16 protein-coding genes and 2 pseudogenes are annotated in these 13,206 nt (G+C 35.4%); 4 read left to right on the plus strand and 14 right to left on the minus strand.

Annotation, left to right across the window (positions count from 1 at the left end; translation table 11 throughout):
- Positions 1-94: 94 nt before the first annotated feature.
- Positions 95-319, plus strand: coding sequence for a hypothetical protein (locus NSQ59_RS21500; RefSeq protein ID WP_340832710.1), 225 nt, complete (start codon positions 95-97; stop codon positions 317-319).
- A gap of 129 nt (positions 320-448) precedes the next feature.
- Here NSQ59_RS21500 and NSQ59_RS21505 read toward each other — a convergent pair whose 3' ends face one another.
- From NSQ59_RS21505 to NSQ59_RS21545, 9 genes and pseudogenes are all read right to left on the minus strand, one after another.
- On the minus strand, positions 449-877 hold the full coding sequence (locus NSQ59_RS21505) for a cell wall hydrolase (RefSeq protein ID WP_340832711.1): 429 nt from the start codon (positions 875-877) through the stop codon (positions 449-451).
- 464 nt (positions 878-1,341) lie between these two features.
- Positions 1,342-2,501 (minus strand): IS3 family transposase gene (locus NSQ59_RS21510; RefSeq protein ID WP_268888313.1). Its coding sequence is split into 2 segments (ribosomal slippage): positions 1,342-2,240 and positions 2,240-2,501, totalling 1,161 coding nucleotides; the frame shifts between segments, so codons are not numbered across the junction.
- Positions 2,502-2,651: 150 nt separating this feature from the next.
- A pseudogene (locus NSQ59_RS28020) lies at positions 2,652-2,922 on the minus strand (IS110 family transposase); the annotation flags it as partial.
- Between the two features lie 250 nt (positions 2,923-3,172).
- Positions 3,173-3,448 (minus strand): group II intron maturase-specific domain-containing protein, encoded by a 276-nt coding sequence (locus tag NSQ59_RS21520; protein WP_340832713.1) that lies wholly within the window; start codon positions 3,446-3,448, stop codon positions 3,173-3,175.
- 3 nt (positions 3,449-3,451) lie between these two features.
- Positions 3,452-4,300, minus strand: a pseudogene (gene ltrA / locus NSQ59_RS21525) (group II intron reverse transcriptase/maturase); the annotation flags it as partial.
- 295 nt (positions 4,301-4,595) lie between these two features.
- Entirely contained in the window at positions 4,596-5,204 is a 609-nt protein-coding gene (locus tag NSQ59_RS21530; RefSeq protein WP_340832714.1) for a hypothetical protein, read from the minus strand.
- A 298-nt stretch (positions 5,205-5,502) separates the two neighbouring features.
- On the minus strand, positions 5,503-6,444 hold the full coding sequence (locus tag NSQ59_RS21535; RefSeq protein ID WP_340832715.1) for an SRPBCC family protein: 942 nt from the start codon (positions 6,442-6,444) through the stop codon (positions 5,503-5,505).
- Between the two features lie 2 nt (positions 6,445-6,446).
- Positions 6,447-6,962, minus strand: a complete 516-nt coding sequence (locus tag NSQ59_RS21540) for a MerR family transcriptional regulator (protein WP_340832716.1) — start codon at positions 6,960-6,962, stop codon at positions 6,447-6,449.
- 280 nt (positions 6,963-7,242) lie between these two features.
- Entirely contained in the window at positions 7,243-7,788 is a 546-nt protein-coding gene (locus tag NSQ59_RS21545) for a GNAT family N-acetyltransferase (RefSeq protein ID WP_340832717.1), read from the minus strand.
- Between the two features lie 750 nt (positions 7,789-8,538).
- Here NSQ59_RS21545 and NSQ59_RS21550 point away from each other — a divergent pair.
- Positions 8,539-8,712, plus strand: coding sequence for a YjfB family protein (locus tag NSQ59_RS21550; protein ID WP_083489523.1), 174 nt, complete (start codon positions 8,539-8,541; stop codon positions 8,710-8,712).
- Positions 8,713-9,191: 479 nt separating this feature from the next.
- Complete coding sequence (locus NSQ59_RS21555) at positions 9,192-9,335, plus strand: DUF4021 domain-containing protein (protein ID WP_340832718.1); 144 nt, start codon at positions 9,192-9,194, stop codon at positions 9,333-9,335.
- A gap of 92 nt (positions 9,336-9,427) precedes the next feature.
- On the opposite strand, the gene NSQ59_RS21560 is transcribed toward NSQ59_RS21555, so the two are convergent.
- The gene (locus NSQ59_RS21560; protein ID WP_340832719.1) at positions 9,428-9,673 is read right to left on the minus strand and encodes a DUF6429 family protein; all 246 of its coding nucleotides are present in this window, start codon (positions 9,671-9,673) and stop codon (positions 9,428-9,430) included.
- Positions 9,674-9,946: 273 nt separating this feature from the next.
- Between NSQ59_RS21560 and NSQ59_RS21565 the strand changes: the two genes are divergently transcribed.
- Positions 9,947-10,126 (plus strand): hypothetical protein, encoded by a 180-nt coding sequence (locus NSQ59_RS21565; RefSeq protein WP_340832720.1) that lies wholly within the window; start codon positions 9,947-9,949, stop codon positions 10,124-10,126.
- Positions 10,127-10,564: 438 nt separating this feature from the next.
- Here NSQ59_RS21565 and NSQ59_RS21570 read toward each other — a convergent pair whose 3' ends face one another.
- The 4 genes from NSQ59_RS21570 to NSQ59_RS21585 form a co-directional block, all read right to left on the minus strand.
- The gene (locus NSQ59_RS21570; RefSeq protein ID WP_340832721.1) at positions 10,565-10,930 is read right to left on the minus strand and encodes an MmcQ/YjbR family DNA-binding protein; all 366 of its coding nucleotides are present in this window, start codon (positions 10,928-10,930) and stop codon (positions 10,565-10,567) included.
- Between the two features lie 23 nt (positions 10,931-10,953).
- Complete coding sequence (locus tag NSQ59_RS21575; RefSeq protein WP_340832722.1) at positions 10,954-11,349, minus strand: VOC family protein; 396 nt, start codon at positions 11,347-11,349, stop codon at positions 10,954-10,956.
- A 353-nt stretch (positions 11,350-11,702) separates the two neighbouring features.
- A complete protein-coding gene (locus tag NSQ59_RS21580; RefSeq protein WP_126648676.1) occupies positions 11,703-12,698 on the minus strand; it encodes an anti sigma factor C-terminal domain-containing protein in 996 nt (331 codons plus the stop codon).
- Entirely contained in the window at positions 12,691-13,191 is a 501-nt protein-coding gene (locus tag NSQ59_RS21585; protein ID WP_340832723.1) for an RNA polymerase sigma factor, read from the minus strand. Before NSQ59_RS21585 ends, NSQ59_RS21580 begins: the two co-directional genes overlap by 8 nt.
- Positions 13,192-13,206 lie beyond the last annotated feature (15 nt).

The raw sequence follows: 13,206 nt of genomic DNA on the forward strand, positions 1-13,206 counted from the left end.
CCCTTGGAAAAGAGATCTCATTTGAATTCGCTCTCCCTATGACAAGCACCTATTACACACTTATAACATAGGGTGGTTTAAGGAGGGTGGTTTTATGCCATGGCAACAAAAAATTCAACACCTTTTAGGGAAGCCTGTAGGTATATCATTTACTAACGGACAGGGGACATCGGGGATATTATGCAGCGCTCAAGGAGGACAGCTCTACGTTATTGAATATCTTTACCAGTCACAATTTGCGTTAAAACATTACGATTACCGCATGATTCAAGATATAAATACCTTTCCATCTTGTTACCAACAACAACCTTTATATTAGTGGGTTATATCCATATTTATTACTTATCTAAATCAGAAAAAGAAGCAATGAAAAAATACTCCTTATAGGTGTATTTTCATTGCTTCTTTTGATAAACCCATTTTTATACATTGTATATTCGTCCAATGTCTAGAACGTATTATATACATTTTCACATGTCCCTCCCGTTGGCTCATAAAAACAATGATTTTTGTATTTACCAACAAAAGGTTGATCATACCAAGTGGATGGACAATTACCAGGTGGTTTAAAATACCATAAACTAAATTTTGCCGGCCAAAATCTTTCACCGTTTACTACTCTCTTTGCTAGCTTTCTTTCTTGATCTCTAGCTCTTTGATAAAAATAACCATGTTGAACTGCTTCAAAGGCATGGGGTTGATAAACCATTTCAGGGATTGTTCTAATGCCTATAAAATCAGCACAATTTGCTCTTATTCGGTTTATTCCGACATCTCCGACTAAAAGCATCCCTTGTATTCCTTCTCCCTCCGCTTCTGCCCTAAGCAACCTCGCCAAAAGATCTATATCAGATGATCTTGCTTTTACAACGGCCATAAACATACACACCTTTTTATCAAAGAATATAAGTAGGAAATTAATTTCTTGAAAATACCGACTCTAAAAATTACTAAAGGAAATAATACATATTAAAGCATATATAAATTACCTTCGAGTTATTACATGAATAATTTCTTTTCAACTCCATCAGTTTGATACGAATATTTCTTGAATGCTCACTTATTTGAAGGATTTCATAGCCCTTGAAATAGTACTTTAGGGTATCTTTTCATTAATGACTTCCATTCGGCCATGATATCAAGTGAAGACATGGAAGAGATTTCTTTTGGAGTGGGGAACTACCTAAAGGTTGCGATGTATCTCTTGCACGAAACATTCTTTAAAAACTTTGATACTACGTCAAGAAAATAGACACAGATTTTTCTACCGCGCTTTCGCTTGGTGGCCTTCATCAAAAAGTTTAAATAAAGTGCGATTTAAACTTTTTGATGAAGGTAAAATCAAGCTGCAGAATTACTATACATTCGCTCAAATTCATTTGGTGTACAGTAGCCCAATGTTGAATGAATCCGCTTAGAATTGTAGAAGAACTCGATGTATTCAAATAATGATTTCTTCGCTTCTTCTCTTGTTCTATACTTGGTTTGATAAACTAACTCACGTTTAAGAATACCGTGAAACGATTCAATGCAAGCATTGTCATAACAGTTTCCTTTACGGCTCATACTACCAATCATATGATACTTTTTTAATAGTTTCTGATACTCAGAGGAAGCATATTGAACACCTCTGTCTGAGTGATGAATGACGCCTTTTCCCGGCTTTTGACGCTTGTAAGCCATTTTTAATGCAGAGATAACCAATTCCTTTGTCATAGTTTTGCCCATAGCCCAACCTACTATTTTACGAGAATATAAGTCCATTACGGTCGCCAAATACAACCAGCCCTCATTGGTCGGTATATAAGTGATATCCGTTACCCAAAATTGGTTTGGTTTGCTTGCTTTAAACTGTCGATCTAGGACGTTTTCACTTACTGGATGTTTATGTTTTGAATTGGTCGTAGCCTTGTATTTCTTGACTGTACAAGACTTCCATTGGTTCTTCGTCATAATACGGGAAACCGTACGCTCACTTACCTTCATGCCACGTTTATTAAGGGTTTTAGTAATTTTCACGCTGCCGTAACGTTGTTTAAATTCTAAATGGGTCTTCAGAATTTTTTGTGCTAATTTCTCGTGCTTTTTCTGCCGGTTACTTTTTGGTCGGTTTAACCATTTGAAGTAACCACTCTTGGATACTCCCAGGACTTTGCACATCTTCTCCACTCGGAATTGGGAGCGATTCTTATGAATAAATTCATATTTTACCGAGGGCTTTTCGCGAAGTAGTGCATCGCCTTTTTTAAGATTTCATTTTCCTCCTTTAAATCGCGCATTTCTTTCTGAAGAGCTTTTAAAGCAGCACCTTCCGAGGAGAAAGATTGTACAGCCTTGATTTCCGGTTGTTGACCATACTTTTTCATCCAACCATGTAATGTATTTTCGTTTACACCAACTTCTCTCGCCACTTGAGCTACAGATTTATGGTTTTCGCTAATATACTTTACAGTTTCAATTTTAAAAGACTCTTCGTATCGTTTACCATTACCTTTTGCCATACGGACACACCTCATTATAATTGATATATTTATTATAACAATCTGTGTCCACTTTTTAGTCTAGCATCACTTACCTTAACTCTAGAAAAACTAGATCGACCCATAAATTTAATTTGATTAACAGCCAATTCCTTTTTCAGATAACTACTAAGATAGGTTAATCCAATAATGTCCTGTAGACTCAATGTCTACTATTTCTGAATTTAGGTGTTTAAGTTTTTGTAAATCTTGCATCCAGTTTAATAGTTTCCCATAACCCTCTTCATTATTTTCGAATGTGAGGATCACCGTCCATGATGCGGCGGTAGTTTACTGCACGTGCAACGTGAAATTGTTGAGCGATATCAATCCCTACAATCAAATGATTACTAGAAATCCTTTCTATTAGTTGATTTTGTTTGATTTGCATTTTAAAATTCATAATAAGACTCCTCGTTAAGACTTGAGTTTGATTGATCTCTTACTCGTATCTTACAGAGGAGCTCTATTTTTTCAAACCTGATATTTAACATCTTCAAGAATGCTAACCTGCCTTCTAGTAGAGTAGAAAACTGATTTCATTGGGATAGCTTACGCTATCTCTTTTACTTTCAGTTCCCACTCATCAAACCGTACGTGAAGTTTTCCCTCATACGGATTCCGATGTTTTTCTTTCTTTGGCATTACGGAGTCTATCTACTCAATTTCACCAAAATATGCTCAACTTCTCTTCTGACATCCTTCAAGTTCCCATGCTTTTTAAGATTGTTTCTTTTCTTGTTATAAAACAAGGTGAGGCGTTCTAATACATACCTATCAATTTGTATTAGCCACATTTTCGAGTAAGCTGAAATTTGATAGTAGTTTTTGAAACCTTGTAATTTCCTATTTAGTCCTTTTACCAGTTCTCGAATGTCCATGTAGAGTTTGTTTCTTGGCTTTGTATATTCCTTTATTTTTGCACGCATCTTTTACATTGCGTTCTTTTTCGGTATGTGTGACAAATAGAATAATATTTTTCCACCTTTTCTTCTGTAAGGAATCTTTCGATGATGGAAACCTAGAAAATCAAATCCATCACAATCATTCCATAGAGTGACTAATCTAGATTTGGCACGATTGATTGTAAGATCTAATCTCCCCAAAATAGACTGAATGACTTTGATACTTTCAAATGCTTGTTGCTTGGTCTTACACATGATAACAAAATCATCTGCGTACCTAATAAGTTCACCTAGATGGTTAAACCTCTTTGCCCAAAGCCTATCCATTGTATTTAAATAGATATTAGCCATGAGGGGCGAGATTACACCACCCTGTGGTGTACCAGTAATTGGATTTCTTATGTTTCCTTCTTCCATAATGCCGGACTCTAGCCATTTCCGAATAAGTTTCAAGACCCTTCTGTCACTTATCCTTTGTTCAAGCAAACTAATCAGCTTTACTTGATTTATATTATCGAAGTATCCTTGGATATCGACGTCGACTACCCAAAAACATTTCTTACTGGCTTTTCGTATTTTATCTATTGCTTGGTGAGCATTAAATTTGGGACGAAAACCAAATGAACAATCATGAAAATCAGCAACGAAAATAGGTTCTATTACCATTTTCGTTGCCATTTGTGCCACTCTGTCTTTTATAGAAGGAATACGTTTCTCACCATCTTCCTTCGGAATATAGGTTCTAAGGACAGGACTAGGATGATAACGCTTCTCCTTTAATTCTAAGTAGAGTTCGTTCATAAATTTCATCTCCCCATAGTCCAAAACGATTTGTTCAATCGTCTGTCCATCGACACCGCCACTGCCTTTCTTACGTTTTACGCGTTGTCATGCCTCCCATAGAATATCAGGCCGATAGATTTTGTCATATAAAGCATGAAACTTCTTCAAATGTATTTTCATATTTACCTTTTGAACGTTTATTTGACAATCGATTACCCCCTTTTGATTTTAAAGAAATTATATAAGACACGAGGTAAATTATATTTTTTCTTCTTGAACAAACCTGCCCCTTTTGTTCAAGAAGAAAAGCCGGCGAAATGGCAGCTGGAGCTTAAACTATTGCACCCTTTAGTTGAATAAGTGATATTGGAAAATTTAGATAAATCATTTAGTTATCCATTCTTATGACGAATTCAAGACCCGTTGGTTTTGTTTTTAATGGAGTTTTATATTCTTTAAAGACTAATTTAATTTTAGAAACATCATCAGGTAATGGTGGAGATACAACAAAAGTGTATGATGAATGCCCTCTTGAGCCGCCACCTCCTTCATTTCGGCAGTCGTAATTAATCCCTTCTCCGTCGTCTATGGAAAGATCAAACCAATAATGCTCTGGAAAAACTCCAGGCATTTCATCGGAATCATCTCTATCAAGGTTTAAATGAACAACACTGGCATTTTGGAATTGACGTACAAAAGTTACCGAATAAAACCAATCATCTATTTCAAATGACTTTAATATCGGTATATTTTTAAGAAATCCTTTTGGCTCAACAACAGGTTTATATATCTCTTCGTTTAAGAAATGTGCAAAAACACTGTTTAGAAAATCTTCATAAAAATTATATTTTATCGACCAATCACCTATAAGTTGTTTAGTTGGAAAACCAGGATTATTTTTTGATAGTTCCTTCCGTTGCTTAATTAAATTACATATTTGTTCATCTATAACTTCAATATGCTCATCATAGTGTTCTGCTGGTGGTTCAAATGGCATTCGTATCGCCTCCAAGATAATAATAGGTTCATTTTAGCACAATCTGGTAATATATGTCTTGTTGTACTATCCTGCCCCGTTAGCTCAACAAGAAACCTCAATAAAAAAAAGCATTAATCCTTCTTAGATTAAAGCATCCGTTAGTTCAAGTGAAAATCTTCACAACTTTTTTTACCTTAACAAAATCTAATCCCTTAATGTGTAGGGGCATATCAAAAAGACGCTATCCTACTAAAGAAAAGCGCCATTTAGCCGAATAAGTAAAATTTCTATGTTAGTGCTTATATAATAAAATTAATTAGTGTTGCAATCTGTAGACCAGTATAGTCAGCTCCGCTTCAAGTCGGTCAAAGTTCTGTTCATTGGCTTCGTAACAGAAACTTCTCACTTTTTCGCATTCATTAACTGATTTGTGGAGCATTTGCCATATAAGTTCGGTTTTGCCTTCTTTCTCAACAAATGTAATAGTTAATAAAAATTCATGTATTGGCCCCAGATGGTGGATAACAATCTTTTCGGGTTCAATTATTTCGGAAAAGATGGATTTATTCTCATAATCTACACCATTGGGTCCATGCATAATGAAACGCCAATTACCGTTTGGTCGCATATCGAACTCATGAAACGTATTAGTAAAGCCCTCGGGTCCCCACCATTTTTCCAAATGATTCGGGTCACTGAATGCTTTGAACATGATTTCACGTGGCACATTGAAGATACGTGTGTTGACAATCTCACGCTCAGAGATTGGCTCAGGAGAGTTAATAATCTTCGATACCCCAGAGGATACTCTTAACTCTTGAATATTTTTCAACTGTTCACCAAGCTGATCCAGCAAAATATTTGTCCCGTGCTCACGAACTGCAGCTGTATCATGGCCGTCTAGGAATGCACCTTGCTCGGTAAAAATCAGGTGTGTTCCTTCATCAACTTGTTTAAACTCGACCGTTGCTACAGAAACGGAAATCCTAATTTCATCGAGATCCATGGTGTAAGTATAGACAATACGGTGGTTAGGAATGATTTCCTGATAGTGAGCCTTAAATGTGTAAACAGGACCTCCTGGAGGGCCGCCATGATTTATCTCTTGTCCACCCACTCGAAAATCAAACTCTTCCGCCTCCGTGAACCATTTTGCTTTAAGCTCTGGGTCCGCCCATGCAGCGAATACCACTTCAGGTGTGAAATTATACACCTTTTCAATAACAAAGGTATCGTGTGTTGCAAAGTGTTTTTTCATTCTCACTTCCTCCTTTTTTGGTGAGACGGATGATTAGAAAGGAATTCGCCAAGTCGATCAAATTGGCGCTCCATATTCTTTTGGCGCCCGTTAAAATAATTTTCATGACTTTTTTTCATCATTCCAATTGAAATTGTAAAATCTTGAACCGTCAAGGTCGATTTCGTTTGCAAAATCTCAAATACATTTTGTAAATCTTTTAACAGCTTCTGTTGAACGCTTATTTTTTCTCTTAAATTTTCTATTTGAAGAGTCACCACTTCAATAGGGTTATACGTATCGTCAGCCAGGATCGATTTAATTTCCTCTAGCGTTAATCCTAAATCTTTTAGACTAAGAATTTGCTGTAACCGCGAAAGATCTGTGGCGTTATATAGGCGATATCCTGATTCTGAATAGTCTGATGGTGAGAACAATTCAATTTGGTCATAATACCGCAAGGTTCGAATCGTTAAACCTGTTAACTTTGCAAGTTCCCCTGTCTTCCAGTTCTTCTTACCTGAAACTAAAATAACCACCCCCTTATTTCGCGAGAATTTTTACCCGTATCTTCACTATAAACCGTTACGTCACGTAAGAGTCAAGGGAATTTAAAATCTTTTGAATCATAGGGAAATAGTTATTCTAGCTGTAACTCTTCACAAACAATCTTCAACCAGTATGTTTACTGTTCATGGACCTATTGTGAAAAAAACTAATCACGATTGTTCAACTAACCAGCCCCTTTACTCAATAAAAAAACCACTTGTTCTCCGATACGTGAATACATTGTGAAAGTTGATGCCTACTTTGTAAAGCTTACAATATCATTGATGCATTAATTAAATACTCTTTATCCAGTATTGAATAAAAATGTTGATCATGCCATTGGTTATTCCAGAACAATTCTTCTTGAAATGTTCCCTCTCTTCTCATGCCCAAGCTCTCCATTAATTTTACAGATTTAAGATTGTTACAATTACACATTCCAACTACTTTATGAGCTTGTAATCTTTCGAATGTAAACTCTATTAAAAGTTTCGTTGCTTCATACCCAAAACCGTTTCCTAGGTAACTAGGAAGAATTGCAAAACCAATCTCCCAACTCTTTCTATGCTCTACATAACACCAAATTTGGGCCAGACCAATTGGTTTAACTTCTCCCTCTATAGTGCTTTTGACAATAAAATCATAATTATACTGAGTATTCATCTTTTGTAGGTACTTTTCTCTAACGACTTTCATATCTGATTCAATATATTCTTCAAATAACCAAATATCTTTATTGCATTCTAGTTCACAAATAAAATCCAAATCATCCAGAGTAACTCTTGAAAGAATTACATTTTTTCCATTAAGCTTCATAATAATCACTTCCCTGTTTCCAAAAATTCTCCATCAATTTCTGATAACGTTACATTTACTTACTTCATTTTTTTACAATATCAATCACAAGAACCACTTTATCTTCACGGAACAATTGATAATGTCACATTCATCAGAAATCCATCTCCGAAATCTCATTAACTTAAATTTCGTATCTTACATTAATTTCGTCATAGATTGTCCTCTATCCTTCTTGAACAAAACTGCCCTTCTAGTTACATAACGAAAAGTTTTCTATATTACATTTAATCTTTTTTATGTGCCTTAACCGGTTTTTCGCTCCCTCGAACCAGTTTAATGTAACCTTTTTCAAGTCTATGTTTCCTCTCTCCTGATCAAAGTGCCCCCTATTCTTTTTTATGTGCCTCAACCGGTTTTTCACTCCCTTGAACCTATTTAATGTAACCCTTTCTCAAGTCAATGTTCCCTCTCTCCCAGTCAATGTGACACATAATCTTCGTTATGCGTTTTAATTAAGTTTCGATTTTGCTTTTTCAGCAAATGTAAACCATATTTTTCAATGTCTTTACTGCATTCTTGGCACGTTTTTTTAAATGTATAGACTTTAACCCTTCTTTCTTGTTTATTATCAATAACACCAGGGAAATTAACGTTATCGCCTCTGTAAATTTTACCGTCACAAAAAAGTCGAATGAACAAGTCATTCCCTTATTTTCAGTAATTTAGATTTTTAACACTTTGCCGATAATAATAGGGGAGGTGAGTTTCTTGGATATTGCAGCTTTATCAGTTAGCATGCACCAGGCTTCACTCGGTCAAAGTGTAAGCATAGCTTTAACTAAAATGTCTTTGGATAATACGCAACAAAATGCAGCCCAAATGATTGAAATGCTCCAAGCTCCACATCCAACTTTAGGTAATTCTATCGACCTAAAAGGATAAGCTCCGGAAAAAATGTATTCTAAATAGGATGCATTTTTTCTTCTTCCACTCTCAATCAAGTAAACATAATGTGTCAACAACTACATTAAAGATATTCGTCTGTATTCAACAAATCTCTCCGTTAGACAACTTCAACAAATTTTCAATATTGGTATCAGGAGCGTATATCGGATACCTTCTGCACGTATCTTCCTCCAAATTCTCTAAAAGCAAAATCTCAAGAGAATGGATACTTCCATTTCCTATTTTTGATGAATGAATGATTAGTTAGAATTCAATCATCTGAGCATGCTCATCTGGTTTTAATATATTTCCCGTCAATAACTTATGGTTTGCGTTCCAAGCCTTTCGCTGTTCCAAATTCATCGAATCAACTCCTCATTTAATGTGTAAAATTCGAGATGATTCTTTGAATTCCTTTCATACGGAGCTACATATTTCACCCCAAATTAGACATTCTATATGAAGAGGTGAATATCATGAAAAAGCAAAATTCGGAAGTAGAAACTAATAATGAAAATGTAAACAACTATCAAAGTAATCCTGTCAATGATATTGATATTGAGGATCAGGCAATGAACGGGTTATATGGAATGGTAGAACCGGAATCAGAAGAGCAATAAATAAAAATACCCCACGGATATTAACTTCCATGGGGTAAGCACATTTATTATTAAAGTAGAGTGTGATTGACATCCATTCATACATTACCTACTCAATTATTGTCTATATTCCCAACATACTTTCTCACTAATTCTTCAGCCTCTTTTATACCAGCCTCTGTCAAATAAACAGATTTAGATCGCATACTCCCACGAATCAAATCCTCATCCAAAAGTTCATTTAAGACTTCAAAGGGATACCCCTTCCAGCTTCTTCTCATCTCACCGGGAAGGTCATTTTCTTTCCATGATGTTAAATATAGCAATAACAGAGTAAGTTCCTTAATTTTTTCTTCCATTCCTAATAAACCCTTTCTCAAATCAGTTTTATCTTAGCTTATTAGAAAAGTTAGCAATTTACAAATGAAGAAAGAAAGGCAACACATTCTGCCTTTAACAGGTTTACTTTGGATGTGCAAACATTGTAAAACACATAGGAAAACGCACTTGAATTCACAATATAATTCACAGTGTGTTTTTTATTGATTTAATCAACATTGCTCATCGTTTCCTAATTCAATTAGTAAAATCACAGGATATGAAATAATTATTGGAGGGTGTGTAAATTTTTAGTGATTTGGTACGTGGATTATGCTGCGATTACGGAGATTATTGGATTTATTTTTATGGGTAACTTTCACGGGCACGTAGACACCTTAAGGATTAGTGGGGATGAAAAGACAGAAACCGCAGATGCTTTAGCCCTTAGCATCCCAAAGGCTCCCCGCAACACTGGTTTTTTTGAAACATAAGAAGTCTTATCCTTAATGGAGTAACCAGTGATATTTAAAATAAGCGGAGATTTTCCGGTTAGACTGCAGAATAGAGCTCGGTTCGAGGGATATAAGCGGAAATTTTCCGATTAAGTAAAGCAAAATCACCCATTTTCACGTTTTTCGAGTCAATAGTCGGAATCCTTCCGTCTATTTAAGCTATTTTCATTGATATTTCCTATTTAAGAGAAATTTCTCCGCTTATTTATCAAACTCGCTTTAGTGTCTAATGAACTTGTACCACTACGGTTGCAAGAATATTAAAAAAAGCCTTAGAGATATTTGTATCTCTAAGCCTTTTTGACTGTGCAATATACTGTGAATTGTGTTGTGAAATTTATGTGATTTACTATGTGTTTAGGGTTTACCTTTTTGCACCTCACAAGTAAACCTGTTGTTCTACCTTTCTTCCTTTTTTCAACTCTCTTCTTTCCATTTCTTAACCAAACGCTTCGGTGCTGCACGCAAATATGCCTCTTGAATGAGATCATTCAATTCATACCAGTTTTCCTCGTTTGGATTTTGAATAGAAACCCAGCCGTGATGCCCTATATAGGGAGCTTTGAAAAAATGATCTTTCTGTATCAATATTTCTTGGGTTTCCCGATCTGACTTGAACGATAAGCGGAATCCATTGTCGCTTTCACCGGAAATCACGAAAGATTTTCCATTGATTTTAAAAGTATGGTGACCGAAACCATCGATATGTTCGACGGCTTCGGGAAGTGCAAGACAGATATTGCGCAAATTCTCTAGCATGCCAACCGTGTCTTGAGATTCCATGTTTTTATTCACCTATCATCATTTTATTTTGCATTTTTATCAGGTTGATGAATCCCGAATATATTTCCTTCGGTATCCATATAATATCCTTGCCACGCCATTCCGGGCAAAGCGTATTTAGGAAGGGAAACCTTACCGCCATTTTCAATAATTTTTGCTTCTGTTACATCGTAATTTTCTACTTCCATTGTACAAGCATATCCGTTTAAAGCTTGGTTTGCTTCCGGCGGAGCACTTTGACGCTGCATCAAGGCACCATTGATTCCAAGTTCATTTTCATCTCCGGTCACAGCCCCAAAATAAGGCATTCCTGCATACTCACTCCAATCTTGAAAGGACCAGCCGAAAACCTCTCCATAAAACTTTTTCGCACGTTCCATATCATCCACGTGAATTTCAAAATGCACTAATCTTCCCATGATTTCCTCCTAATATCAATAAAAAATATGTTCCATCATTTATTCTGGTTTTCGCTTTTAAATCCCTCTCTATTATCGAAAAGAATTTGGAAAAATATACAGTCCTAATAAATTGAACTGAACCTGCCAAAATTCTAATTTGAGGAAAAGGATTAGCAGAGCATGTGAAATAGAAGCTCATGCTTTGAAAGTCGAGAAGTATGCCTTCATTTAACTTAAATCTCAAACAGAACACTTGTTCCTATATATAAGATACCACAATACTAATGATTTGTCCTTAACATTTTCATTTTGAGAAAAAAATGAGTTTTTAGTTAGCTGAAATCAAAGACTCGTTCACACAAATATACTGTTTAATATTTATCAATAGTTGCCCCAAGAACTGATGCCCGAATGAAATCAAGCTTTTGGAAACGTTTAAGCTCCGATGGTGTACCTGTTACAACGGCTCCATTTAAGAGAATTTCTCCATTTGTCGCTTTTGTGTTTTCTTTTATTCCCCTTAGAGCCTCTTTCACTTCGCTTTTATGGATGCCCTTTGTTTCTAGCTGTTCAAGGATATTAGTGAACGCTTTACCGCTTTCATCGGAATATGATATTCCAGATGAAACATCAAAACCAAAGGCCCCACCGCCTCCTTTTGTCTTTAGATTATCACCATCTAGAGTTCTTTCCATTTTCTTCATTTGTGTAGAAGTTGTTGTATCGACCCATAACCAATTGACGTTTTCGTGTCCAAGTTTCTTAGCCACTTCCGAAATAGTCATTGGCTCCTTAAAGGAAAGAGCAACTTCGATTAGCCTATTCTTATCTAAATTAACCGCAATATCAAGCTCATGCGGCAAATAATCATAAGTCAAACCTGGATAGTAAAAGTCTATTTTTCTTTGGTTATTAAAATTATTGTAACGGACATATCTTTTTGCCTCTTTATTTAAACTATTAATTTCCACTGTTCCGCTCCCTCTTTCAAGGGTCTTAACTCTTCCAAAAAGGGGAATTTTCTGCTTTAGTAAATCCCAAATTATATTGCGGTTCCCTATGGTTTTATAGTAAGTTGTCTCGGCTGTTATACTAAAGAGGTTATAGTCATAAGAAGTGTTGACATTTGAAATATTTGCTCCGTGAATACTGCTATAAAATATATCATCCGACTTCGATATTCGTTTATTTAAGATATATTGACTGCCTAAAAATATAATGAACAATAAAATAGAAGTTGTAATAATTGTAATAATTATATACTTAATGGTTTGTTTCCACTTTGATTTTTTGACAACCCTTTGTAAGGATGGACTGCTTAAAAAATTAATTTCCTCTCCGTTTTTTTGTTCATGTTTATCACTCATGGGCTGCCTCCTTATATATTTTCTCTAACTTTTTCCTTGCTCTATATAAATTCGTTTTGATAGAACTAACACTTATTTCTAATAGATTGGAAATCTCTTCGTACGTCATGCCAAATTGATACTTTAATAACAACAGCTCTTGAAAAAACGGTTTTAATTGTGAGAGCGCTTGATTAAGTTCCTTGATTCTTTCCTTTTCGAGAAAAATTGCTTCAGGAAGGTCTTGCATATCCGCTTTTATAAGTTCCTCATATAATTCCAACTGAATCTTTCCGTGTTTTCTGCATTGATCATAATAAAAATTTAATGCTACACGAATTAACCAGCTACGGATTTTAAAAATATTTATAGAATCGTAGTAAAGCAAGTATCTATAAGCAGCTTCCTGAACAGCATCCTCTGCATCTTCCTGTGAAATGCCCTTTTTTCGTAAATACCTAAACACTATATTTAGTTCTGAATTGAGTTCCTTTTTCCTTTCTATTCCATCCATTATCGTCCTCCTGAA

Source organism: Margalitia sp. FSL K6-0131 (assembly GCF_038008735.1).
GTDB classification, from domain to species: domain Bacteria; phylum Bacillota; class Bacilli; order Bacillales; family Bacillaceae_C; genus Margalitia; species Margalitia shackletonii.